Genomic DNA, 23,117 nt, shown 5'->3' on the forward strand with positions numbered 1-23,117 from the left:
GTGCTCCCGCCCGGCTCCGCCGGCACCGGCCCGATCAGGGGTAGCGCGTCCGTTTCCCCCGGCCGGCGGTTACGGTGGCGGTGGACGGGACTACGGCGTACCGGCCCGTACGGCGGCGGTGGCGGCGGCGGTCTACGGGGTGCGGGGCGTCGGCGGCTCCCGCCCGGCCGGCACCGCCCGATCAGGGGTAGCGCGTCCGTTCCCCCGGCCGGCGGTTACGGTGGCCGGGACGGCGACTACGGCGGCCCGTACGGCGGCGGTGGCGGCGGCTACGGGGGCGGTGGCGGCGGCTACGGGGGCGGTGGCGGCGGCTATGACGACGAAGACGACTACGACGCGCCCGCCCAAGCGCAAGGGCGGCCGTACGGCGCTGATCGTGCTCGACGGCGTGGTCCAAGCGCGATCATCCTGGTCACCGCGCTCGGCGTGATCGCGATCGCCTGGCACCGCGCTGTCGGCAGCGGCGGTAACACCGCCGCGACCCCCACGACCGCGCCCACGATCAATCCGACGACGGCCGCGCCGCCGCCCCAGCCCGTCCGCGTCCGCATCCGCCAGTTCCAGCGGCCTCGGCCCACGGATCACCTCCTTCGACGCACCCAGCCGAGTCACCTGCACCCCCGGCGGCGGTGACGGCCAGGTCCAGCTGACCTGGCAGGTCAAGGACGCCAGCAAGATCGAGCTGAAGGTGGATGGCAGGAAGATCGACGACTACGGTCCCGAGGACTCGCCGCAAGTGGCGTTCCCGTGCGACAACGTCGGCCACAAGTACACGATCGTGGCGATCTCCGACGACGGCACCCGCAGCAAGTCCCGCTCGGTGTCGGTCCGCCCGAAGAAAGCCGACACCACCGGCGGCGCCACCACCGACGGCGGCCAAACCACCGGCGACGTGGGCAACGACGGCAAACGGCGGCACCGGCGGTACCGGCTAGGCGAGTTGATGGCCGCGGAGCTTCTGGCCGCAGTGCCTGCGGCGGCGCGGAGCTTCTGGCCGCAGTGCCTGCGGCGCGCGCGTCCGGTTCACGTCGCCGGGGCGCCCAAACGGCGGGCACCCCACCGCCGCGAACCTGGGCGGCCTTCGGCCGCCGCGCGGGTGTGGGGTGGGGATTGGTGTGGCTGGGATAGGGGTTGAAGTACCTGTTACGGCGCGCAAGGGGGACAAGCGCGACGTACGTCAGCAGTCCGCAACACTCAGCGTCACCGAGTCGCGGAGCTTGTAGCTACTGGTAGTGAGATTCGTTGTTGATCTTGTTCAGTTTGCCTACCCAAAACGGACATGGGACTGAATTGTCTTTTTTGGGTAGGCAAAGTGAACAAGATCAACAACTTCGACACCGACACAGCCGCAGCCCCGGCCCGCACAAAGGGGGCAGAACAGCCGTTCCCGACCAGGCAGCCGGCGACCCTCCGGCACTCCGACACCCATTCTGAGCAGGTGAAACGCTTAACTTAAGGGCATTGGGGTGGGGATCGGTGTGGTGGGATTGGTGTGGCTGGGCGGCGGGTGTTGAAGTACCTGTTACGGCGCGAAATTGTCGTAGGTGTCTGTTTTTCTTTCCCCCTCCCTTTGAACGGGCGGGGGGTGGGTTGAGAGGTGGACTTTAATTTTTAGTTGAACATCGGTCCTCAAACCCGCCCCCCACCCGTCACTGGGTGGGGGCAAATCTGCCCGAGGGGTACGACAGTTTTGCGCCGCAGCACCTGTGTGGGGAGGCGGAAAATATCGCCGAAAGTGACATCGGCGAGGTGGGCGGCGGGTCGGGCGAGGTTTGGGGGGTGGGGCGTGGTTCGATCGCGGGGTGAGTGGCCAGCAGGCTTCTTACCGGCTCGTACGGGCAGCGTTGCCGGACCCGCAGCGGCGGGAGCCTTCCGAAGGTCCTGGTGATGCCGCGCAGCCACTGATCTTCGATCCTGGCCAGCGGGCCGTCATCGACCACCACAACGGGCCGCTGCGGGTGCTGGGCGGGCCGGGCACCGGCAAGACGACGGCGCTGGTGGAGGCGGTGGTCGCCCGGATCGCGTCCGGGGTGCCGCCGGAGAAGGTGCTGTTGCTGGCGTTCGACCGGCGGACGGCGGCGGCGTTGCGGGAGGGAGCGGATCGCCCGGCGCCTGGGTGGGGCGAGTGGCGAGCCGACCGCGCGGACCTGGCATTCGTACGCGTTCGCGGTGTTGCACCGGCGGGCGACCGCGTTCGGGGAGCAGACGCCGAGGTTGTTGACCGGCCCCGAGCACGACCACGTCATTCGTGAACTGGTGGCCGGCGACCTGATCGACGACCCGCGGCGGTGGCCGGCGTGGCTGCATCCGGCGCTGGGAACCCGCGGGTTCGCCCGCGAGCTGCGCGACCTGCTGATGCGTGCCTCCGAGCGCGGAGTCGGCGCTTCCACACTGCGCAAATGGGGTCGCCAGCACGGCCGGGTCGACTGGGGCGCCACCGCGAAGTTCATGGCGCAGTACGCGGCGGTGACGGCGCTCGCGGACGACACCGCGTACGACCCAGCGGAGCTGGTCAGGGCGGTGCTGGACGCCTTCGCGGCCGACCCGGAGTTCGCCGAGCGCGAGGCCGGCCGGTTCACCCACGTCTACGTCGACTCGTACGCCGAAGCCGACCCGGCTCAGGAGGCGCTGCTGCGTGCGCTGGCCGCCGGCGCCGAGTCCGTGGTGGTGGCCGGTGATCCGGATCAGGCCGTCTACACGTTCCGCGGTGGTACGACCGCGTGCCTCGCCCGGTTCCCGGACCGCTTCGGCCGGGCCGGTGAGCTGGCCGGCACGGTCGCCCTCGACACCTGTTACCGGGCCGGGCCAGGGCTGACCGACGCCTGGGCGCGGATCGCGATGGGCCTGCGCGGTCGGCCCGACCACCGGCTGATGCGGCCCGCCCCGTTCGCGCCGGACGGGCAGGTCGAGGCACATGTCCTGCGGTCGGCGAGCCAGCAGGCGTCTTATGTGGCGCACCGGCTCCGCGAGGCCCATCTCACTCACGGCGTCCCGTGGAACCGGATGGCGGTGCTCGTACGGTCCACCACCCACTCGCTACCGGGCCTGCGGCGGGCGCTGCTGGCTGCCGGCGTACCGATGACCGCCCATTCCGAGGAGCTGCCGCTGGTGGCCCAGCCGGCCGTGCAGGCGCTACTGGAGGTGCTTCGGCTGGCCAACCGGCCGGACCAGTTCACCGCCGACGAGGCGATCGCGCTGCTGGCGTCGCCGGTCGGTGGCGCGGACAGCCTGTCGCTGCACCGGCTGCGCAAGTGGCTGCGCCGGGTCGAGGTGGCCGAAGGCGGGGCGCGTACGTCGGCGGAGGTCCTGCGGGCCGCGGTGGAGGATCCGGGCGAGCTGATGGAGGTGCCGCCACTGGTGGCCGCGCCGGCGCAGCGGATCGCGGACCTGGTGAAGGCCGCCCGGGAGGCGGCCGGCCGTGGCGAAGACGCCGAACACGTGCTGTGGGAAGTGTGGGCGGCGACCGGGTTGGCCGAGCGTTGGGCGGCGGACAGCCGCGCGGGCGGCCGCCCGCGGCGCTTCCGCGGACGCGGACCTGGACGCCGTGGTCGCGCTTTTCGACGCCGCTGCCCGGCTGGTCGACCGGTTGCCCAGATCCGGCCCGGACGCGCTGTTGGATCACCTGCTCGGCCAGCAGGTGCCCGGCGACAGCCTGGCCGCCGCGCGCGCGCCTTCCGGTGACGCGGTCACGGTTACCTCCTCGCATGCCGCGCTCGGCCGCGAGTGGGACGTGGTCGCGGTGCTCGGCGTACAGGAAGGCAACTGGCCGGACCTGCGCCCGCGCGGCTCGCTGCTGGGGTCCGAGCTGCTGGTCGACGTGGTGTCGGGGGGGTGGGGGGGGAGGGCTCGCCGGCCAAGCTGAGTTCCTCCGGCGCGCTGACCCGGCTGCTGGACGAGGAACGCAGGCTCTTCTTCTACCTGGCCTGCTCGCGGGCCCGGCGGTCGCTGCTGGTGACCGCGGTCGGTGACTCCGAGAACGAGCCGTCCAGGTTCCTGGACGAGTGGTGCCGACCTGGGAGGAGCGGCCTCGGCCAGTCACGTCGGTGCCGCGTACGTTGTCGCTGCCCGCCCTGGTCGCCGAGCTGCGCTCGGTGGTCACCGACGCCCAGCGACCGCTCGCGGTCCGCCGGGCCGCCGCCGAGCAGCTGGCCCGGCTGGCCGCCGACAGGGTGCCCGGTGCCCATCCGGACGACTGGTACGGCCTGCAGCCGCAGTCCACCGAGGCTCCGCTCAAGGCCGATGGCGAGCTCGTACGAGTGTCGCCCTCGCGGGTCGAGCAGTTCGACACCTGCGCGCTGCGCTGGTTGCTGGAGGGCGCCGGCGGCACCGCTGGGCCTGGCGGCGCCCAAGGGCTGGGCATGCTCGTACACGACGCCGCCACCCTCGCCGTCGACGACAGTGTCACCACCGAGGAGTTGGACGCGCGGATCGACGCCGGGTGGGACGACATCGACGTTGGCGGGCCTTGGGTCGCCAACAAAGCAGCGCGAGCGGGCCCGCCAAATGGTGCGCAAGCTGCTGGCCTGGATCAAGGCCAACCAGCGTGACCTGGTGTCGGTGGAGGAGGGCTTCGAGATCCAGCTCGGCTCGGTTTCGCTGCACGGTCGCATCGACCGGCTGGAACGGGATCCGGCCGGCCGGTTGGTCGTGGTCGACCTGAAGACCGGGAGCAGCGCACCGTCCAAGCAGCAGGCCGCGACCAACCCGCAGCTGGGCGTCTACCAGCTGGCGATCGAGGAAGGTGCCTTCCCGGCGCACGGCCGGCGGCCCGGCGGCGCTGTCCTGGTGCACTTGGGCACCACCGCCAAGTCCTTCGTGGAACGCACGCAGCCGCCCCTACCCGACACCGAGGACCCAGCCTGGGCCCGCGACCTGCTGGACCAGGTCGCGGAGGGGATGGCCGGGTCGGTGTTCACCGCGTCGGTCAACGACTACTGCTCGATTTGCCCGGTGCGTACGTCCTGCCCCGCCGACCCCCACGGCGGCCAGGTCACCGGCTGACCTAGGTCATCCGTCGTCACTTTTCGTCTCTCACAAGAACCGAATGAGCCAGCCGCAAAACACAGGGTGCGGCGCGAAACTGTCGTACCCACCCCCAAAAATCACCCCCCCACCCAAGAACGGGTGGGGGGCGGGTTTGAGGACCAATTGTTCAACTAAAAATTAAGGTCCACCTCTCGACCCACCCCCGCCCGTTCAAAGGGAGGGGGAAAGAAAAACAGACACGTACGACAATTTCGCGCCGTAACAGGTACTTCAACACCAATCCCCACCACACCGATCCCCACCCCAATGCCCTTAAGTTAAGCGTTTCACCTGCTCAGAATGGGTGTCGGAGTGCCGGAGGGTCGCCGGCTGCCTGGTCGGGAACGGCTGTTCTGCCCCCTTTGTGCGGGCCGGGGCTGCGGCTGTGTCGGTGTCGAAGTTGTTGATCTTGTTCACTTTGCCTACCCAAAAAAGACAATTCAGTCCCATGTCCGTTTTGGGTAGGCAAACTGAACAAGATCAACAACGAATCTCACTACCAGTAGCTACAAGCTCCGCGACTCGGTGACGCTGAGTGTTGCGGACTGCTGACGTACGTCGCGCTCGTCTCCTCGCCCGGACCGAGACCGCGGCAGTGTCTCGCCGACCCGCGAAAAGACCCAGCTCACCCCCTGTCTCGCGCATCCAAACATAGGCTCTGACCTGCACAAACAGCTCTCAACTACTTAAGGGCATTGCCCCCGCCCGTTCAAAGGGAGGGGGAAATAAAAACAGACACGTACGACAATTTCGCGCCGTAACAGGTACTTCAACACCCATCCCAGCCACACCAATCCGCACCACACCGATCCCCACCCCGTCCGCGCGGCGGCCGAAGGCCACCCAGGTTCGCGGCGGTGGGGTGCCCGCTCTTTGGGCGCCCCGGCGACGCGAACCGGATGCGCCGCCGCAGGAACTGCGGCCATAAACTCAGACACGCCGGTGGGGTCTCGTCGGTTCTATGCACCGGACGTGGTCCGATAGTGGTATGACCGCGACGCTGGCGTTGGATCCGTTCCAGCTGGCTGAGCGTCTGCGGTTGCCTCGGCCGACGGACGACCAGGCGGCTGTCATCGCGGCCCCGGTGGAGCCGAGCCTGGTGGTGGCCGGCGCCGGGTCGGGCAAGACGGAGACGATGACCAGCCGGGTGGTGTGGCTGGTGGCCAGCGGTGCCGTACGAGCCGACGCGGTCATTGGGCTGACGTTTACCCGCAAGGCCGCCGCCGAGTTGGCGCAGCGGCTGCGGCGACGGCTCGCGCAGGTGCGGGCGCTCGGGTTGTTGCCGCCGGGTGAGCAGGGTGCGGTGGACGGCGAGCCGATGGTCAGCACCTACCACTCGTATGCGTCTCGCCTGGTCGCCGAGCATGGGTTGCGGATTGGTGTCGAGCCGTCCGTACGGTTGCTCGGCGAGGCTGCTTGCTGGCAGTTGGCTTTCAAGGTGGTGCACAGCTGGGACGGCCCGATGGATGCGGCGACCTGGCTCCGGCGACCGTTGTGCAGGCGATCGTGGCGCTGTCCGGTGAGCTCGCCGACCACTTGGTCGACCCCGAGCAGTTGGCCGATTTCACCGCCGCGTTGGTCGGTCAGGTCGAGGCCCTGCCGCGTAAGGTCGGCGGGTCGGCGGACGCCCCCCGCTCGCGCCGATGGCGAGGGTGCTGACCAGGCAGAAGGCCCGCGTACAGCTGCTGCCGCTGTTGGCCGAATACCAGCGGTTGAAGCGCGAGCGGGAAGTGCTCGACTTCGGTGACCAGATGCGGCTGGCCGCCGAGATCGCTCGCGAAGTGCCGGAGGTGGGCGCGGTCGAGCGGACTCGCTATGGCGTGGTGTTGCTGGACGAATACCAGGACACCGGCCATTCGCAGCTGGTGTTGTTGCGCAGCCTGTTCGGCGGCGGCCACCCGGTCACCGCGGTCGGCGACCCGTGCCAGTCGATCTACTCGTGGCGGGGGGCGCGAGCGCCGGCACGCTGGCCCGGTTCCGCTCCGAGTTCCGGACCGTCGACAAGACGCCCGCGCCGCGGTACGCGCTGCAGACCAGTTTCCGGAACAGCGCGAGCGTGCTGGCGGTGGCCAACCGGGTGTCCGGGCCACTGCGCGGCGGCGGCATCGACGTGGACGAGCTGATGCCCGGCCCGGGCGCGGGTGCCGGCCAGGTCAGCTGCGCGGTGTACGAGACAGTGAACGACGAGACGGACTCGATCGTCGACCGGGTGAGCCGACTGTGGGCGGTGGACGCCGACCGGCGGGCGGCCGGGCAGGGCGGTCGCAGCATCGCCGTGCTGTGCCGCAAGCGTACGAGGCTGGAGCCGATCGCTGAGGCGTTGCGGCTGGAAGGCATCCCGGTCGAGGTGGTCGGCATTGGCGGCCTGCTGGCCACCCCGGAGGTGCGGGACCTGGTCGCCACCCTGCGGGTGGTGGTCCAGCCGCGAGCTGGCGACGCGCTGATGCGGCTGCTGACCGGCGTGCGCTGGCGGATCGGCGCCCGCGACCTGGAGGCGCTTGGCCGGTGGGCCCGGGTGATGGTCCGGCAGAACCGCGGCGAGAGTGGGCAGAGCCCGGTGCCGGGCGAGCTGGACGAGGTGTCCATCGTGGACGCGCTGGACCAGCTCCCGCCGGCCGACTGGTTTTCCCCGCAGGGTTATGCCAGGTTGCGCCACCTCGCGGGTGAGCTGGCCGGGCTGCGCCGGCGGGCCGGCCAGCCGCTGCCGGACCTGGTGGCGGACGTGGAACGTACGCTCCGCCTCGACATCGAGGTGGCGTCCCGACCGGGCCGCAGCCCGAGTACGGCTCGGAGCAACCTGGACCGGTTCGCCGATGTCTGTGCGGACTTCGTCGGCACCGGGCAGGTCACGCTGCCGGCTTTCCTGGCGTATTTGGAGGCCGCGGAGAAGGCGGAGCGCGGGCTGGAGGCCGGCGACGTCGACGTCGACCCGGACCGGGTCCAGCTGCTGACCGTGCATGGCGCGAAGGGCCTGGAGTGGGACGCGGTTTTCGTGCCGGGCCTGGTCGACGGCTTCTTCCCGGCCTCGGCTGGCTCGCCCGAGTCGGCGTGGCTGACCGACATCTCCCAGTTGCCGTTCCCGCTGCGCGGCGATCGCGACTCGCTGCCGGTGCTCAACCTGGCCCGGGCGCACACCCAGAAGGACGCGGACCTGGCCCGGGAGAGTTTCCGCGCCGACTGCGGCCAGCGGGACCTGACCGAGGAGCGCCGGCTCGCGTACGTGGCACTGACGCGGGCTCGGTCCGTGCTGGTCTGTACGGGCTACCGCTGGGGCGAAGGCAAGCAGGCCGTAAGACCGTCGGGGTTCCTGGAGGAGGTCCGGGAAACCTGTGAGGACGGCGCTGGCACCGTGCTGGAGTGGGCCAAGGAGCCGGCCGAGGACGCGGCGAACCCGCTGCTGGCGGAGGCAGTCACGCACACCTGGCCGTACGATCCGCTGGCCGCCCGCCGGCCGGCGATGGAGGTGGGCGCCGACCTGGTCCGGACCGCGCTGGCCGAGCTGGGCGTGGGCAACGCGGCGGAGATGGCCGACGAGTCACTGCAGCCGAGCCTGTTCTCGGTCACCGAGATGCTGCCAACAGAGGACATCGCGGTGGCCGACAGCTGGCGGCAGGACGTGGACGTGCTGCTCGCCGAGCGGGCCCGCCGGGCCCGCCGCAACGACCTGGTGGTGACGCTGCCGGGCGAGCTCTCGGTGTCCCGGCTGGTGGCGTTGCGCCGGGATCCGGCCGAGCTGGCTCGCCGGCTGCGCCGCCCGATGCCGTACAAACCGGCCCCGCTGGCCCGTCGCGGCACCGCGTTCCACGCCTGGCTGGAGCGCCGGTTCACCGCGGACGTGCTGCTCGACCTGGACAGCATGCCCGGTGCCGCGGACGCCGGCGCCGAGCCGGACAGCGAGCTTTCCGCGCTGCAGACCGCTTTCGAGGCCAGCGAGTGGGCGATGCGGACCCCGCACGCGGTCGAGGTGCCGTTCCAGATGGTGATTGGCGGCATGGTCATCCGCGGCCGGATGGACGCGGTTTTCAAGACCGCTGACCAAGGTCACGCGCAGACCTGGCAGGTGGTCGACTGGAAGACCGGCCGCCCGCCGACCGGCAAGGACGACGCCGAGGCGGCCGCCATCCAGCTGGCCGCCTACCGCCTTGCCTGGGCCCGGCTCCGGCACGTCCCGCTGGAGCGGGTCAGTGCCGCTTTCCATTATGTACGAGCAAATCGTACGGTCCGGCCCGCCGACTTGCTGGACAGCGACGGCCTGGCCGCTTTGATCGCGTCGGTCCCGTTGGCCGAGCCGTCATCCTGACGCGGCGACAAAGACGAATTCTCGCCCAGGGCGGTCGGCCGCGTCCCGTACGTCCAGCACCCGGTAGCCGGCCGCCACCAGGCTCGTTTCCACCTCGTCGCGGTCCCGGAACCGCAGGGCTGAATCCGAGGTGAGGATCTCGCCGTCCGCCAGGAATGTGTACGTGTGGCGGAAACTAACGTAAGGAAGCCGTATTTCGGTGACTTCAAGGTGCTGTTCGACCGAGCCGATTCCCGGCACGTCGACGGTCACCTCGGTGGCCCATTCTTCCCAGCCCCGGATTTGCGGCCGCCTGGTCTCGAATACGAAGTAGCCGCCCGGGCGAAGAGTCGCCTGAATGGCTCGCAGCGTCGAAGTCCATTCTTCGTCGCTGAGGAAAACCTGCGCCACATTTCCGGTCATCACCGCGAGATCTGCTGCCAGCATGGGCAAGGCATTCGTATCGCCATGGATCCAGGTGACTTTTCCGGCTGGGTCTTTCGTACGAGCGACCTCAAGCGATGCCTCCGCCGGATCGACGCCGACGACCGTACGACCCGTTCCGGCCAGCGACATCGCCAGATTTCCTGTCCCACAGCCAATATCCAGCACCGTTTGGGCGCCGAATTCGTCGGCGATCGCGACGTACGCGGTGAGGTCGTCGCGGTCACCGTCCATCGCGTCGTAGATGGCGGCGAGGCGAGGGTGAGCGAAAATCGCGTCCGGCACGCCACGACGGTATCCAACGGCTACGGAATGAGCACGATCTTTCCGACCGCCGTACGCGTCTCGGCGAGTTTCATCGCGTCGGCGATCTGGGACAGCGGCAGGGTGGCCGCGATCCGCGGGCTGAGCTGCCCGCTGGCGAGCAGGTCGAAGACGGCACCAAGGTCCTTCCGCAACCGGGCGGTGAAGCGGCCGCGGGTGAATGTGCGGCCGGCCCACAGGTTGTAGAAGTAGGCCCGGCGCCCGTTGGGGACGGTGTTCCACCACCACATCCGGCCGAGGACCTTCAAGACCCCCAGCATCGCCGAGCCGTTGCCGTCTACCGCGCTTGCGACGCGTACGTACGACACGACCGAACCGCCGCGTCGCAGCAGTGCCCACGCGTCGTCGAGGTTCTGGCCGCCGACGTTGTCGAACACCGCGTCGACACCGCCGGGCGCCAGCTCGCGAACCCGGGCCGGCACGTCCTCGGTGCGGTAGTCGACGGGGGTGATCCCGAGCGCCCGCAGTTCCTCGTGGTGCTGACTGGACGCGGTGCCGATCACCCGTACGCCGGCGATCAGCGCCAGTTGCGCGAGCAGCGAGCCGACACCGCCGTTGGCGCCGTGCACCAAGATCGTCTGCCCCGCCCTGACCCGTGCCTTGCGGTGCAACATCTGCCAAGCGGTGATGCCGTTGGTGACGACCGCCTCGGCGTACGTCGCGTCCACCTCGTCCGGCACGGCGACCAGGTCGGTGGTGTCGATGATCGCGTGGGTCGTCCAGCCGCCGATTTTGGTGAGGGCGGCGACTCGTTGTCCGACCAGCGCCGGATCGGCCGCGGCGGTCACGACGCCGACCAGGTCGTAGCCCGGTACGAACGGGAAGGGCCGGCTGGTCGTAGTAGCGGCCCTTGCGCATCTGCAGTTCGGCGAAAGACACGCCGGTGGCCACCACCTGAACCAGCGCCTGGCCGGGGCCGGGGCTCGGGATCGGCCGCTCCTGGACAAGCAGGCCCTCGGGCTCGACGACCCCCGGCAACACAACTTCGGTTAGGCGGTCCATCAGATCTCCTTAGAGTCATTAACTTTAGTTAGAAGCTCTAACTGAAGTGTGCAACTGTCACGCAGTCGATGTCAAGGTCTTAAAGAGGTGTGATGGGCCAGGGGTTAGCTCGAGGCTCGCCGGCGGCGATGGTCGCGCTGCTTTTGTGGCGAGATATTCGGCCGAGGGTCTTCCTTTCTCGGCCACGATCAGTTACTTTTTGTAGGCGGTCCGTTACGTACGGTCGAGTGCATCGGAGAAAGAGGACATCCCGACCCCCCCCCTCGCGATGTCTGCCAGCGCCCCCGATGCCTTGCCGTCACGCAACGGACCGTCCAACGTGAAGTGGCTGCCAAACCCAGCTTTCCCGCTGAAATCAGGCAAACTCCAGCAGCAGTGGCCGGTGGTCCGAGAGAGCGCCAGCGCGGGGTTGTGCGCGTGCAGCAGCTCTCCGGCAGCTCACCGTCACTGTCAGTGAGGGCATAGTCGAGCTGGATCCGCGGTCCCTTGCTTGGATAGGTCGGCAGTTTGGCCAGCATCCGCCACGGGGTGGCCACGTTGCCTAGCGTGCTGATCGCGAGTTTCACCCCGTGCGCGGGCATGTTGAGGTCGCCGAGCAGCACATGCGGGCCGGGCAGTTCGGCCAGCGCCGCGAAGACCTGGCGCAGTTGCTTGACATTCCATCCCGGCACGAAGGACAGGTGCGTCGTCGCGATGGTCACCGGCCCGAAGGGTGCCTCGATCACCGCGGCCAGCATCGCCCGCGGCTCGTCCTGGATCAGCGCCGGCCGGGCCGAGGGCACCAGCAACTTGCCGGATTGCGCCTTGGGGCCGGGCACCAGCACGGGCGAGCGCAGCTTGGTCGGCGACAGCCGGGTCACGTGCCACGACTTCACCGGCCACCGAGAGACCAGCCCGATGCCGTACTCCGGCCCCCGAGTCGGCGCGTCGTCGATCTCCACCGGGTCGCCGGTGGCCGGCTCCCACTCCTGTCCCGGAACCCCGCTGACGGTCGCTACGAACCTGGCCTGCGCGCCGGTGCCGGTCGCGGTGGCGACTTCGGCGGTCAGATCCCGCCCACCGGTCCGCGGCTGCCCGCGGTCGAGTTCCTGCAGGCCCAGCACGTCGGCGTTCAGTCGGGCGATCGCCGCGGCCAGCCGGCCCGGCTCGATCCGCCCGTCGCTCAGGGTCCGGCCGTGCATCACGTTGAAGCTGGCCAGCCGCATGGCGATGACTGTAGCGACGGCGCCGGTCATCCCGTTCAGCCGTACCCGCGCCGCATCCGTACGCCCGAGAGGGCCAGTCGACGCTCAGCTAGGCCACAGGGTCGGTGCTGGCGCCGGGGCCTGACAATGGACGTATGACTGGACCTCACCGCCGGGCGCCCGGGTGGTACGCGGACCCGGACGGCACCGCCGGCCAGGTCCGGTGGTGGGACGGAATGGCTGGGCTCGCTGGTCAGCGGCCACCAAGGCGGGTACGCCGGCGGCATCCCAGCCAGCCGCCTCGGCGGCCGCCGGGTCGAAACCGAGCCGCTCCGCCGACGTACTCGCCGCCGGAGCCGCCCATCCTTTCGGCGGCTGGCGACCCAACGACACCGCCGCCGACAAGGAAACGATCCCGGCTCCGCGGCCGCTGTGGCGGCGCCCGGCGGTCTTGTGGACGGCCGGCATCGTGGTCGTGGCCGCAGCCATCTTGGTGGTCGTCCTGCTGGTCGCCAGCACCACGTCCGGGCTCGCGTCCGGAGGCATCGGCCCCTTCGGTGGAGGCCCGACCAAACCGCCGCTCGCCCAGCTGTGCCCGCCGCCGACCGCCGAACCGTCCGCCCCGCCCGGCAGCCCCCCCCCCCGCCGGACAGCCGGCCACGCCTGGCCGACTCGGACGCCGGCATCTCGTACGCCAAGGCCGACGGCCCGTGGATGCCGTGGAACCAAGTCTGGAGCGCCGGCACCCTCGGCGTCCAGTTCAAGACCGGCTACTACTTCGTGACCGAACCGGACTACGAGCCGGGCCGTGACTACCTCGCCTCGGTGCTGTCCGGCTCCGTACCAGCCACCGTCAACGACGGCACCGAACTCGACCTGAAGTGCACCGGCCAACAGGTCGCCGAAGACGTACGCGCCAACTTCTACCCCAACCCGAACACCACCCAACCCATCCGCGACGAAATGACCTCCCTCGGCGGCCGCCCCGCCTGGGTGTCGGTCTTCCGCCTGCACTTCCACGCCGAAGGCCTGCACGCCACCTCCGAACTGGTTGGTGTCGTCCTGGTCGACGTCGGCAAACCAAGCGCCGCGGTCCTGTACCTGTCCATCCCCCCGGCACCCACGCGCAGTACGACAGCACCGTGGAAAGCGTCATCGACTCCATCCGGCCGCTGTAGCTGTTTCTCATCCGCTCGAGTACTCGCTAATGACGGTACGGTTCGCAAAAAACGGCGAAACCTCGCTGTATCGTACATCGGGGGGGGGCGGGCTGGGGAGTCTGGCGCTGGGTGGGATCGAGCCAGAGCGGGATTCGCCGGGGAAACGGGCCAGTTTTTGGACAGAGCTGATGGCAAGTGAGATGACCGTTCACCAGTGCGGTCACGGGCGTTCATCTGGCTGACGGACCGGCATCCGGGCAGGAATTGTGCGGGTTCGGTGACGCTTTGTCGCTGCGGAGAGGCATCCTTGCTGCATGCCCCACCTCAGTTTGGCCGCCGCCACCCACACCGGGCTGGTTCGCGTCGGCAACGAGGACTCCCACCACGTCGGTGCGCATCTGGTGGCGGTGGCCGACGGCGTGGGCGGGATGTCGGCCGGCGATCGGGCCAGCCGGATGGTCATCGAGACGCTGGCCGGGTTGGACGGACCGAGGTGTTTCGCGGATGTCAGGACAGCACTCCAGAGCGCCGTCGAGTCGGCCAACCGGCGGATCGCCGAGGAGCTCAACAGCGACCCGGCGATCGTGGCCGCCGGTACGACGCTGACCGCGCTGGTATTCGCCGACGATGAGCAGCGGCCCGAGCTACTGACTCCGGCGGTGGCGTCGACTTCCCAGGCCGCGTCGAGCGCCCAAGGCGCGGTGACCCCGGAAGCCGCAGCACAGCCGGCCCCGGAAGCCGCAGCACAGTCGAGCCCCCAACCCGAGGCGACGGCAGACCCGGACGCCACCGCGAAAGAGCCAAGCAGAGATGAGCCGGATCCGAACATGGTTCTCGCTCATGTCGGCGACTCCCGGTGCTACCGGTTGCGGGCCGGCCGGTTCGTGCAGCTGACCAAGGACGACACGTTCGTACAGATGCTGGTCGACCTGGGAGCCATCAGCCCTGAGCAGGCGCACGACCATCCGCAGCGATCGGTGGTCACGCGGGTGCTGCGGGGCGAGCCGGTGGAGGTTTATTACGCCGAGCTGCACGCCGACCCGCAGGACCGTTATATCTGTCTCTGCAGCGACGGCCTGCCGTCGGCGGTCGCGACGAACCGACCATCGCTGGGATCCTCGCGGCCGAGCCGGACCCGGCCGGCTGCGTCGACCGGTTGATCGAGTCCGCGCTGGCCGGTGGCGGCCCGGACAACGTCACCGTGGTGATCGCGGACTACCAGCCCCAGCCAGCGGCGGACAACCAGCCCCAGCCAGCGGCGAACAGCCAGCGGCAGCCGGCGGCGAACAACCAGCCGCAAACCGTGCGAACCCAACCCGCCCAGCCCTGACCAGTTCGAAGAGATCGCCCGAACATCGCCGCCCTGCCAGCAAATGGGCACCCGAGCCGGTTAGGGTCGTGCGGTGGCCCGTCAATCAGCGAGTTCTGTGATCGCGCGCGGCCCGGCGCGGCTCCTCCCGTCCAGTGACCGTGAAGCCGGTGAGCTATCCGGTCGAGCGCCTGACCCTGGCCAACGGCCTGAGGGTCGTGCTGGCACCCGATCGCAGCGCGCCGGTGGTCGCCGTCGCGCTGACGTACGACGTCGGCATCCGCAGCGAGCCGGAGGGGCGAACCGGGTTCGCCCATCTTTTCGAGCATCTGATGTTCCAGGGCTCGGAAAACCTGGAGAAGCTGGAGCACTTCCGGCACGTGCAGGCGTCCGGCGGGGTGTTCAACGGGTCGACGCACCTGGACTACACGGACTATTACGAGCTGATGCCGTCGGCGGCGCTGGAGCGCGCGCTCTTCCTGGAGGCCGACCGGATGCGCGGCCCACGGTTGACCGAGGAGAACCTGACCAACCAGATCTCGGTGGTCAAGGAGGAGATCCGGGTCAACGTGCTGAACCGGCCGTACGGCGGGTTCCCCTGGCTGAAGCTGCCGCCGGTGCTGTTCGACACCTTCGCCAACGCGCACGACGGTTATGGCGCCTTCGTGGACCTGGAGTCCGCGACCGTCGCCGACGCGGCCGAGTTCTTCGACCGCTATTACGCGCCGAGCAACGCGGTGCTGGCGGTGGCCGGCGACTTCGATGTGGCGCATGGCGCGGTGCTGGTCGAGCGGCATTTTGGCGCGATCGTTGGCCGCGAGACGCCGGTTCGCCCCGACTTCGACGAGCCGGACCTGACCAGCGAGCGCCGCCAGTCGTACGCCGACCCGCACGCGCCGATGCCGGCGCTGGCGGCCGCGTGGCGGGTGCCGGATCCGATCGGGTCGCTCTCGGAATACCTGCCGTATGTGGTCCTGGGCGAGGTGCTGACCGACGGCGAGGCCTCCCGGCTGGTGCAGCGGATGGTGCACGACGACCGGCTGGCAACCAGCGTCTCGGCCTACTGCGGGCTGATGGGCGACCCGTTCGACGTACGCAATCCGACCGCCATGATCCTGCAGGTGCACTCGCCGCCCGGGGTGGCCGCGGACACCGTGCTGTCCACTATGGACAGTGAGCTGGACCGGTTGGCTACCGACGGGCTTTCGGCCGCCGAGCTCAACCGGATCCAGGCCCGGCTCGCCGCCCAGCTGTTGCGCGAAGCCGACCCGGTGCTGTCCCGCACTCTCGCGATGACGGTTTTCGAGCAGCAGCGCGGCGAGGCCGAGCTGGTCGGCAAGCTGCCGACGATGGTGACCGAGGTGACGGCCGACCAGGTGGTGGCCGCCGCGGCCGCGCTGGCGCCGAACCGCCGGGCAGTTGTCGAGGTCCACCCCGGAGGTGCCCAGTGACCCAGCCATATCCGACCACGCTTCCCGACCTCGAGGAGCCGCGTAAGCCCAAGCGCCCGTCGGTTTCCGAGCGGATTCTCGACAACGGCCTGCGGGTGATCGCGGTCCGCCGACCGAGCGTGCCGCTGGTGGAGATCCGGCTGCGGGTGCCGTTCGCCGGCACTGGCAAGACGTATCTGCCGCGTTCGTTCATGTTGTCCGAGACCCTGCTGTCGGGCACGTCGACGATGTCCTCGGTGGACATCGCCGCCGAGCTGCAGACCGTCGGTGGTGGGCTGTCGGTGTCGACCGACCCCGGACCGGCTGATGGTGGGCGGCAACTCGCTCGCGCGTCCGGCCTGTCCAAGCTCCTGGAGCTGCTCGGCGGCGTGCTCACCGACGCGACCTACCCGGCCAAGGAGGTCTCCGCGGAGCGGGACCGGCTCGGCGACCGGTTGGAGATGGCCAACAGTCAGCCCTCGCAGGTGGCCCGCAAGGCCCTGCAACGGCGTTATTTCGGCGACCACCCGTACGCGATCCAGGTCCCCGAGCCCGACGAGGTGCGGTCGATTGGTTCGGCGGCGCTGCGCAAGCTGCACGACACCCGTGTCGTACCGGAAGCCGGCACGCTGGTGATCGTTGGCGACACGGCTCCCGGCCGGGCCCTGGACGCGGCCCAGAAGGCGCTCTCGGACTGGACCGGTACGGCCAACGCCGCGGCGCTCAAGCCGGTGCCGGCACCTGAGATGGGCCCGGTGTTCCTGGTCGACCGGCCGGGTTCGGTGCAGTCGTCGTTGCGGCTCGCGCTGCCGGCGGTCGGCCGTTCGCACCCGGACTATCCGGCGCTGCGCTGGCCAACCTGGTCTTCGGTGGCTATTTCTCGTCCCGGCTGGTGGAGAACATCCGCGAGGACAAGGGCTACACGTACTCGCCGCACGCGGTGCTCTCGCATTCGGTCGCCGGCTCGATGATCAGCGTGGACGCGGACGTGGCCACCGAGGTGACCGCGCCGGCGCTGCTGGAGGTCAACTACGAGCTCGGCCGGATCGGCGCGGTGCCGATCACCGCGGCGGAGCTGGAGCAGGCCCGGCAGTACGCCGTCGGCACCCAGGCCCTTTCGGTGGCATCCCAGTCCGGGCTTGCCGGCACGATCAGCGCGCTGGTCGGCGCCGGCCTGGATCTGGAGTGGTTCTACCAGCACGCGGTGAACCTGCAGGCCACCACGCTGGATGAGGTGCGAGCCGCCGCGCTGAAATACCTGCGGCCGTCCGCCGCCGTCACCGTGGTGGTCGGCGAGGCGAGTACGGTCGCCGAGCCGCTGGCGGCGTTGGGCGCGGTCGAGCGCGGATGACCCGAGCGGGAGCTGCCGCTCGGGCGTTCCGCGGTGAACCGGGCCGCCCACCGGCGGCGGGACACACAGTGGCTGGCGGATGCCTGGAAACGGGCGCAGGTGCTGGTCGTCGACGCCGACGGCCGCGCGTTGGTCGACACCTCGACCCGGCCGTACGAGCTGATCCTGGTCGCCGCGGACGCGGCGCCGGACGGCGACCGGCTGTTCCTCGGCGAGGACGACGAGCAGGTGTATTTCGCCGTCAGAGGTGAGCTGCCGGCCGAGACCGGTGGGCCGGAGCCGCACACGGTACGGGCCGTCGGCGCCAGCCTCGGCGCGCGCGACGCCGGCCTGTTCGTCGAGGCGGTGGCGCTGGCCAACTGGCACGACAACATCGCATATGACCCGGTGACCGGCGCGCCCACGCAGGCTCGCGACGGCGGCTGGGTGCGGGTGTCCGAGGGCGGCGCGCAGATCTTCCCGCGTACCGATCCGGCGATGATCGTGCTGGTGCACGACGGCGTCGCCGGACCGGCCGGTCGCGCCCTGCTCGGCCGGCAGGCGGAGTGGCCGCCCGGGCGCTATTCGACGCTCGCCGGTTTCGTCGAGCCGGGGGAGTCGGCGGAGGCCGCGGTGGTGCGCGAGGTCGCCGAGGAGACCGGGGTCGCCGTCACCGACGTACGGTATGTGGGCAGTCAGCCGTGGCCGTTCCCGGCGTCGCTGATGCTCGGTTTCAGCGCGCTCGCGGACCCGGCGCAGCCCATCCGCCGGGTGGACGAGGAGCTGGAGGACGCTCGTTGGTTCACCCGGGATGAGATCCGGGCGCAGCGGGACGCGAACAGGGTGATGCCGATGACCACGTCCATCGCGTATTACCTGATCAGCAACTGGCTCGACGGCATTATCTGAAGAAAATCCGATCCAGCTGGAATTTGTTGTTGATCTTGGTCAGTTGGCCCACCAGGTGGGCCATTTTTCCCGCTTGGGGGGAGGGCCAACTGGCCAAGGTCAACATGAGGTAGCGACACAATGGCGCCGACCGTGTCCGTAGGGGTGCGGCTCAAAACTGTCGTACCCACCCCGAAAAATCACCCCCACCCAGTGACGGGGGGGGGGGGCGGGTTCGAGGACCGATGTTCAACTAAAAATCAAGGTCTACCTCTCGACCCCCCCCCCGCCCGTTCAAAGGGAGGGGGAAAGAAAAACAGACACGTACGACAGTTTCGCGCCGCACCGAGGGATGTGAAGATTAGAACTTTGCCAGGACCGCGGTGGCGATCTTCTTCTCGACGTTCATGACGAGGGTGTTGTCTGTGGTTAGGGCGGGCAGGTAGAGGACCCGGAGTGTCACTGTGCCGTGCAGCGCGATCAGGCTACCGGCCAGGGTGTATGCGGAGTCGCCGACGCCGGTCACCGGGTGTCCGATGGCCGCGTCCTGTTGGAATCGCTCTTTGGTGATGGGAAGGATCTGCAGGCTCACACCGTAGGCGGTGGCAGGGTCGGGCTCGTTCCAGTCGCGTGGTGGTTGGCGCCGGCTTTCCCGTCGGCTTCCATCTTGGTCCCAGTGAGGGTGGTGATGTCGTCCTTGGTGAGCAGGGTGCAGGGGTCCGGAATGGTGGTCGCCGCGGCGGCCTTGGGGGCGGGCGGCCGGCCGCTGCCGGTGCCGGTGGCGGTGGCGGCTGGGCCGCAACCGGTGAGGGCGAGAGTGGCGGCGATGCCGGCCGTGGCGGAGCCAAGGAGCAGACGGCGAGAGGTGATCACGGAAAGGCCTTTCTGGATGAATGCTGGCGCGGAGAAAATGACCGCACGGCAAACGTAAGCCGGGAAATGCCGCCGAGTATCAGTAGAACCACCTATTTACGCCGGGTACGTCCCTTTCGGTTTCCTGAAGGGGCAGTTCCCGTTCGGTCAGTGCCGAAGAACGACCGCCGGGTGACGGGGGTCGTCGGTGCGTACGACGACGTCCGCCGTGTCGGTGGGACGGACGGTCCGGTCGTAGTCCTCGTACGCCGGCAGTGTCCACTTCTCCTCGTCGGGAGTGCGCGCGCTGCGCGCGCCGGCCGACAGGTGCAGGTGCACGGTGAGGTCGAAGGGCAGGCCACGGCTGAGCAGCAACGGGCCGTCGACCAGCAACACCGCGAGGGCCGGCGCGGTCTCGTACGGGGCTCGGGTGGCCCGGTCGGCGTCCGGGTCCCAGCGGGTGGGCAGCCAGCGACCGGAGCCGCCGGGGCCGAGCGGATCCAGCACCTCGCGGCGCAACGCCGAAACATCGAGCCAGGACTCCGCGTACGACTGGATGTCCTGCTTCCCGAACTCGAACCGCAGCGAGGCTGGCCGCAGGAACCACCGCGTCGACACCCGCAGCAGCGCGGTCGTTCCCCGCGCCCGCAACGCGGCGGCGACGGCATCGGCCAGCGGCCCGGTCCCGCCCGTTGGATGCCCGTCGACAGCGACTCGCAGCCGCCGGCCGTCGGCGACTGAGCTGGCACAGAGATCGACGACGAGCTCCACGAGGGCGTCAGGCGTCACCGGTTTTGGGTGCAACGCGGTTACGGCCGGGTCGGAAGGTCGCCGGGAAGGGCGATCGAAGCATCAGTAACCGACGCGACGATGGCCACCGCGATGTCGTGTACGCGACTGCCGTGGGACCGGGCCACCTTGCGCAGCTCTTCGAAAGCCTCGCGTGGGGCTTGGTGCGTACGTTCGGCGAGGATGCCGATGGCCTGCTCGATGGTCACCCGTACGGACAGCGCGTGCTGCAGTTGGCTGACCGCGGCCCGCAGCCGCTCGGTCTCGTTCACCTCGCCGACGACCGGGCCGGGGCGCTGGCCAGGCGACGTCGGGCCGCCGGAGTCGGCGGCCACCAGGTCGGCGAAAACCAGCGCCTCCACCAGGGTGTCGACCTCTTCGGACTCGACCGCCCAGCCGGCTGGCGTACGCCGAACGACCACGGGAGACAGGAGCGGCAGCGGGTCCTCCGGTGGATCCTGCGTACGCATCTCTTGGGCCGCCTACGGGTCAGTGCGAAGCCTGCGGACAGACCACAGCCTCCACGATGCCCAGAAGCGTACCGCTCCGAAAGACTTATGCGGCTGACGCGAGTTTTTCCTTGACCTGCGCGAGGCTCGGGTTGGTCAGCGCGGTTCCGTCCGCGAACACCAGGGTCGGGACGGTCTGGTTGCCGCCGTTGACGCTCATCACCAACTTCGCGGCCGCCGGGTCCTGCTCGATGTCCACCTCCGTGTACGGGATCGACTCGCGACCCATCTGGGCCTTCAGCCGCTTGCAGTAACCGCACCACGGAGTGCTGTACATCGTGACGCTGGACATTGCTCACCTCTGTCTCTTTGACCTGGTAATGGCTAAACACCGCGACCCGTCCACATCTTCCGTGCTCTATGCAACACGACAGGGCGGTGGGTCCGGCGCGTTTTGGTCGGACCCGGCTGCGAGGATCGCACCCGTGACCACAACCGGGCAGCGGCAGCGAAGTTCCGCGGTGTCGGCGGTGCTCGCCGGCCTCGACGAGGCGCAGACCGAGGCGGTGCTGGCCCCCGGTGGCCCGGTCTGCGTGCTGGCCGGTGCTGGCACGGGCAAGACGCGGACCATCACGCATCGCATCGCATACAGGTCGCTCACCGGCGAGACCGCGGCCCGGCACGTGCTGGCCATCACCTTCACCGCGCGGGCCGCTGGTGAGATGCGCGGCCGGTTGATCCAGCTCGGGGTGGCCGGTGCCCAGGCGCGTACGTTCCATGCCGCCGCCCTTCGCCAGCTGCGCTATTTCGCCCCACGGCTGTTCCAGGGCCGGCCGATGCCGGAGCTGCTGGAGAGCAAGGGCCGGCTGGTTTCCCAGGCCGCCCTGCGCGAGGGCGTCCGGCTGGCCGGCACCGCGGTGCGGGACGTGACTTCGGAGATCGAGTGGGCCAAGGCGATGATGATCGAGGCCAGCGACTTCCCGGCGGCGGCCACAAAGGCCGAGCGTGAGCTGCCCATTGACGCGGCCGCGCTGTCGTCCGTCTATATGGCATATGAGCAGCTCAAACGCCGTTCCCAGCGGATCGACTTCGAGGATCTGCTGCGAGCCATGGTGTGGGCGCTGGAGGAGCACCCGGACGTGGCCGAGCAGATCCGCTCGCAATACCGGCACTTCGTGGTGGACGAATACCAGGATGTGAACCCGCTGCAACAGCGGTTGCTGGAGGCCTGGCTGGGGGGCCGCGAGGACTTGTGTGTGGTCGGCGACGCGAGCCAGACGATCTACTCGTTCACCGGGGCCAGCGCTGATCACCTGCTCGGGTTCGCTCGGCAGCGGCCGGGCGCGGTGGTCGTCCGGCTGGAGCGCGACTACCGGTCGACCCCACAGGTCGTTCAGCTGGCCAACCAGGTGATCGCCGGGGCCAGCGGGCAGCACGCGGCGGCTCGGCTGAAGCTGGTCGGCCAACGTCCGGACGGCCCGGTGCCGCGGGTGGTCCGGTGCGAGGCGAGGACGAGACTGCCGAGGCGGAGGCAGTGGCGGCCCGCTGCGCGGAGCTGATCACCGGTGACACCCCGGCTTCGGAGATCGCCGTGCTGTTCCGTACGAACGCGCAGTCCGAGCTTTATGAGCAGGCGCTCGCCGAGCGGGGCGTGCCCTATGTCGTGCGGGGGACCGAGCGGTTCTTCGAGCGGCCCGAGGTGCGCGAGGCGATGATCCTGCTGCGCGGGGCGGCGCACGCGGCGGCGGCCGACCAGCCGCTGGTGGAGGCGGTCACCGACGCGCTGTCCGGGGGCGGCTTCACGCCCGCCCGCGCCGCCCCCGGCGGCGCCGCCCGGGAGCGCTGGGAGGCGCTGGCCGCGCTGGTGAGGCTGGCGTCCGACGCGATCGCGGCCGGCACGGTGGCTGGCACGGCGGGTGCTGGCCTGCCGGCATTCAACGACCTGCTCGCCGGCCGCGCCACCGCTCAGCACGCCCCGACCGTGGAGGGCGTCACGCTCGCGTCGCTGCACGCCGCGAAGGGTCTGGAGTGGGCGGCGGTGTTCCTGGTCGGCCTGACCGAGGGCACCATGCCCATTTCGTACGCGCAGACCACCGACCACATCGAGGAGGAGCGCCGGCTGCTCTATGTCGGCATCACCCGGGCCAAGGAGCGGCTCTGGCTGTCCTGGGCGGCGGCTCGCCAGCCCGGCGGCCGATCCGGTCGGCGGCCCAGCCGCTTCCTGCCCACCGATGCCCCGGAGCAGAAGGCCACTCGTGCGACGTCGTTCGTCGCGTCCAGCCCTGCCAAGCCCAAGCGTGGGCTGCCGACCTGCCGGCTCTGCGGGGTCGCGCTGTTCGATTCGACGCAGCGCAAGCTCCGCCGCTGCGGCGGCTGTCCGCCCACCGGAACCGGACGCGGAGCTGTTCGAGCGGCTGCGCGAGTGGCGAGAACGGATCGCCGCCGAGCTGGCGGTCCCGCCGTATTTGATCCTGACCGACGCGAGCATGACCGCGGTCGCCGAGGACCAGCCCGACTCACTCGCCGAGCTGGGCGAGAGATCCCCGGCATGGGCCCGGCCCGGCTCACCCGTTACGGCCAGGCCGTGCTCGCCCTGGTCGCCGGCGCCCTCCCGGACTCCGTCCCCGACCCCGGCAACTCCACCGCCTGACG

Annotated in this window: 21 protein-coding genes and 5 pseudogenes; 18 read left to right on the forward strand and 8 right to left on the reverse strand. The window is 69.8% G+C overall.

Features of this window, described 5'->3' with window-relative positions; all coding sequences use genetic code 11:
- The 10 genes and pseudogenes from GNX96_RS58505 to GNX96_RS38535 all read left to right on the forward strand — a co-directional run.
- Positions 1-633, forward strand: a pseudogene (locus GNX96_RS58505) (hypothetical protein); the annotation flags it as partial.
- A 55-nt stretch (positions 634-688) separates the two neighbouring features.
- Positions 689-1,135 carry a hypothetical protein gene (locus tag GNX96_RS38525; RefSeq protein WP_163572653.1) on the forward strand — a complete coding sequence of 149 codons (447 nt, stop codon included), beginning with the start codon at positions 689-691 and terminating at the stop codon, positions 1,133-1,135.
- Positions 1,136-1,802: 667 nt separating this feature from the next.
- Positions 1,803-2,096 (forward strand): annotated as a pseudogene (locus GNX96_RS58510) (UvrD-helicase domain-containing protein); the annotation flags it as partial.
- Positions 2,097-2,112: 16 nt separating this feature from the next.
- Positions 2,113-3,681 carry a UvrD-helicase domain-containing protein gene (locus tag GNX96_RS58515; RefSeq protein WP_390624253.1) on the forward strand — a complete coding sequence of 523 codons (1,569 nt, stop codon included), beginning with the start codon at positions 2,113-2,115 and terminating at the stop codon, positions 3,679-3,681.
- A complete protein-coding gene (locus GNX96_RS58520) occupies positions 3,638-3,862 on the forward strand; it encodes a hypothetical protein (RefSeq protein ID WP_279582597.1) in 225 nt (74 codons plus the stop codon). Before GNX96_RS58515 ends, GNX96_RS58520 begins: the two co-directional genes overlap by 44 nt.
- A 142-nt stretch (positions 3,863-4,004) precedes the next feature.
- Positions 4,005-4,547 carry a PD-(D/E)XK nuclease family protein gene (locus GNX96_RS58525; RefSeq protein WP_279582598.1) on the forward strand — a complete coding sequence of 181 codons (543 nt, stop codon included), beginning with the start codon at positions 4,005-4,007 and terminating at the stop codon, positions 4,545-4,547.
- Positions 4,504-5,001: a RecB family exonuclease gene (locus GNX96_RS58530; RefSeq protein ID WP_279582599.1), complete on the forward strand. Its 498-nt coding sequence runs from the start codon at positions 4,504-4,506 to the stop codon at positions 4,999-5,001. The genes GNX96_RS58525 and GNX96_RS58530 overlap by 44 nt, the downstream gene beginning before the upstream one ends.
- Positions 5,002-6,013: 1,012 nt before the next feature.
- Positions 6,014-6,772, forward strand: a complete 759-nt coding sequence (locus tag GNX96_RS61755; protein ID WP_313885887.1) for a UvrD-helicase domain-containing protein — start codon at positions 6,014-6,016, stop codon at positions 6,770-6,772.
- Positions 6,720-7,148, forward strand: a complete 429-nt coding sequence (locus tag GNX96_RS61760) for a UvrD-helicase domain-containing protein (RefSeq protein ID WP_313885888.1) — start codon at positions 6,720-6,722, stop codon at positions 7,146-7,148. The genes GNX96_RS61755 and GNX96_RS61760 overlap by 53 nt, the downstream gene beginning before the upstream one ends.
- On the forward strand, positions 7,091-9,325 hold the full coding sequence (locus GNX96_RS38535) for an ATP-dependent DNA helicase (RefSeq protein ID WP_313885889.1): 2,235 nt from the start codon (positions 7,091-7,093) through the stop codon (positions 9,323-9,325). Before GNX96_RS61760 ends, GNX96_RS38535 begins: the two co-directional genes overlap by 58 nt.
- Here GNX96_RS38535 and GNX96_RS38540 read toward each other — a convergent pair.
- From GNX96_RS38540 to GNX96_RS38550, 3 genes are all read right to left on the reverse strand, one after another.
- Complete coding sequence (locus tag GNX96_RS38540; protein WP_163572654.1) at positions 9,317-10,033, reverse strand: class I SAM-dependent methyltransferase; 717 nt, start codon at positions 10,031-10,033, stop codon at positions 9,317-9,319. The genes GNX96_RS38535 and GNX96_RS38540 overlap by 9 nt on opposite strands.
- 20 nt (positions 10,034-10,053) lie before the next feature.
- The gene (locus GNX96_RS38545) at positions 10,054-10,860 is read right to left on the reverse strand and encodes a zinc-binding dehydrogenase (RefSeq protein WP_279582600.1); all 807 of its coding nucleotides are present in this window, start codon (positions 10,858-10,860) and stop codon (positions 10,054-10,056) included.
- Between the two features lie 402 nt (positions 10,861-11,262).
- Positions 11,263-12,309: an endonuclease/exonuclease/phosphatase family protein gene (locus GNX96_RS38550; RefSeq protein ID WP_279582601.1), complete on the reverse strand. Its 1,047-nt coding sequence runs from the start codon at positions 12,307-12,309 to the stop codon at positions 11,263-11,265.
- A gap of 104 nt (positions 12,310-12,413) precedes the next feature.
- Here GNX96_RS38550 and GNX96_RS65955 point away from each other — a divergent pair.
- The 7 genes and pseudogenes from GNX96_RS65955 to nudC all read left to right on the forward strand — a co-directional run.
- Positions 12,414-12,473 (forward strand): annotated as a pseudogene (locus GNX96_RS65955) (hypothetical protein); the annotation flags it as partial.
- 376 nt (positions 12,474-12,849) lie between these two features.
- Positions 12,850-13,617: a hypothetical protein gene (locus GNX96_RS38560; RefSeq protein WP_279582603.1), complete on the forward strand. Its 768-nt coding sequence runs from the start codon at positions 12,850-12,852 to the stop codon at positions 13,615-13,617.
- Positions 13,618-13,732: 115 nt separating this feature from the next.
- Positions 13,733-14,578 carry a PP2C family protein-serine/threonine phosphatase gene (locus GNX96_RS38565; protein ID WP_163572657.1) on the forward strand — a complete coding sequence of 282 codons (846 nt, stop codon included), beginning with the start codon at positions 13,733-13,735 and terminating at the stop codon, positions 14,576-14,578.
- A complete protein-coding gene (locus GNX96_RS38570) occupies positions 14,575-14,748 on the forward strand; it encodes a hypothetical protein (protein ID WP_163572658.1) in 174 nt (57 codons plus the stop codon). Before GNX96_RS38565 ends, GNX96_RS38570 begins: the two co-directional genes overlap by 4 nt.
- Positions 14,749-14,897: 149 nt before the next feature.
- Positions 14,898-16,178, forward strand: coding sequence for a M16 family metallopeptidase (locus GNX96_RS38575; protein ID WP_279582604.1), 1,281 nt, complete (start codon positions 14,898-14,900; stop codon positions 16,176-16,178).
- Positions 16,179-16,618: 440 nt separating this feature from the next.
- Positions 16,619-17,508: pseudogene (locus tag GNX96_RS38580) on the forward strand (M16 family metallopeptidase).
- 33 nt (positions 17,509-17,541) lie between these two features.
- The gene (gene nudC, locus GNX96_RS38585; protein ID WP_279582605.1) at positions 17,542-18,396 is read left to right on the forward strand and encodes an NAD(+) diphosphatase; all 855 of its coding nucleotides are present in this window, start codon (positions 17,542-17,544) and stop codon (positions 18,394-18,396) included.
- A 340-nt stretch (positions 18,397-18,736) separates the two neighbouring features.
- Here the strand turns inward: nudC and GNX96_RS38590 are convergent, their stop codons facing one another.
- The 5 genes from GNX96_RS38590 to GNX96_RS38610 form a co-directional block, all read right to left on the reverse strand.
- Positions 18,737-18,967, reverse strand: coding sequence for a hypothetical protein (locus GNX96_RS38590; protein ID WP_163572660.1), 231 nt, complete (start codon positions 18,965-18,967; stop codon positions 18,737-18,739).
- Entirely contained in the window at positions 18,964-19,248 is a 285-nt protein-coding gene (locus GNX96_RS38595; protein WP_163572661.1) for a hypothetical protein, read from the reverse strand. The genes GNX96_RS38590 and GNX96_RS38595 overlap by 4 nt, the downstream gene beginning before the upstream one ends.
- Before the next feature lie 147 nt (positions 19,249-19,395).
- On the reverse strand, positions 19,396-20,016 hold the full coding sequence (locus GNX96_RS38600; RefSeq protein WP_279582606.1) for a nucleoside/nucleotide kinase family protein: 621 nt from the start codon (positions 20,014-20,016) through the stop codon (positions 19,396-19,398).
- A 20-nt stretch (positions 20,017-20,036) separates the two neighbouring features.
- Positions 20,037-20,486, reverse strand: a complete 450-nt coding sequence (locus tag GNX96_RS38605; RefSeq protein ID WP_279582607.1) for an ANTAR domain-containing protein — start codon at positions 20,484-20,486, stop codon at positions 20,037-20,039.
- Positions 20,487-20,571: 85 nt separating this feature from the next.
- A complete protein-coding gene (locus tag GNX96_RS38610) occupies positions 20,572-20,817 on the reverse strand; it encodes a mycoredoxin (protein ID WP_163572663.1) in 246 nt (81 codons plus the stop codon).
- Positions 20,818-20,845: 28 nt separating this feature from the next.
- On the opposite strand from GNX96_RS38610, the pseudogene GNX96_RS38615 reads away from it, so the two are divergent.
- Positions 20,846-23,115, forward strand: a pseudogene (locus GNX96_RS38615) (ATP-dependent DNA helicase UvrD2).
- Positions 23,116-23,117 lie beyond the last annotated feature (2 nt).

Origin of the sequence: Fodinicola feengrottensis, assembly GCF_010993775.1 — a bacterium.
Classification (GTDB): domain Bacteria; phylum Actinomycetota; class Actinomycetes; order Mycobacteriales; family HKI-0501; genus Fodinicola; species Fodinicola feengrottensis.

Bases quoted from the DNA above. Each gene is read 5' to 3' on its own strand.
- GNX96_RS58530 (WP_279582599.1), top strand. From the start codon at position 4,504: ATGGTGCGCAAGCTGCTGGCCTGGATCAAGGCCAACCAGCGTGACCTG.
- GNX96_RS61755 (WP_313885887.1), top strand. From the start codon at position 6,014: ATGACCGCGACGCTGGCGTTGGATCCGTTCCAGCTGGCTGAGCGTCTG.
- GNX96_RS38550 (WP_279582601.1), bottom strand. From the start codon at position 12,309: ATGACCGGCGCCGTCGCTACAGTCATCGCCATGCGGCTGGCCAGCTTC.
- GNX96_RS38565 (WP_163572657.1), top strand. From the start codon at position 13,733: ATGCCCCACCTCAGTTTGGCCGCCGCCACCCACACCGGGCTGGTTCGC.
- GNX96_RS38605 (WP_279582607.1), bottom strand. From the start codon at position 20,486: ATGCGTACGCAGGATCCACCGGAGGACCCGCTGCCGCTCCTGTCTCCC.
- GNX96_RS38610 (WP_163572663.1), bottom strand. From the start codon at position 20,817: ATGTCCAGCGTCACGATGTACAGCACTCCGTGGTGCGGTTACTGCAAG.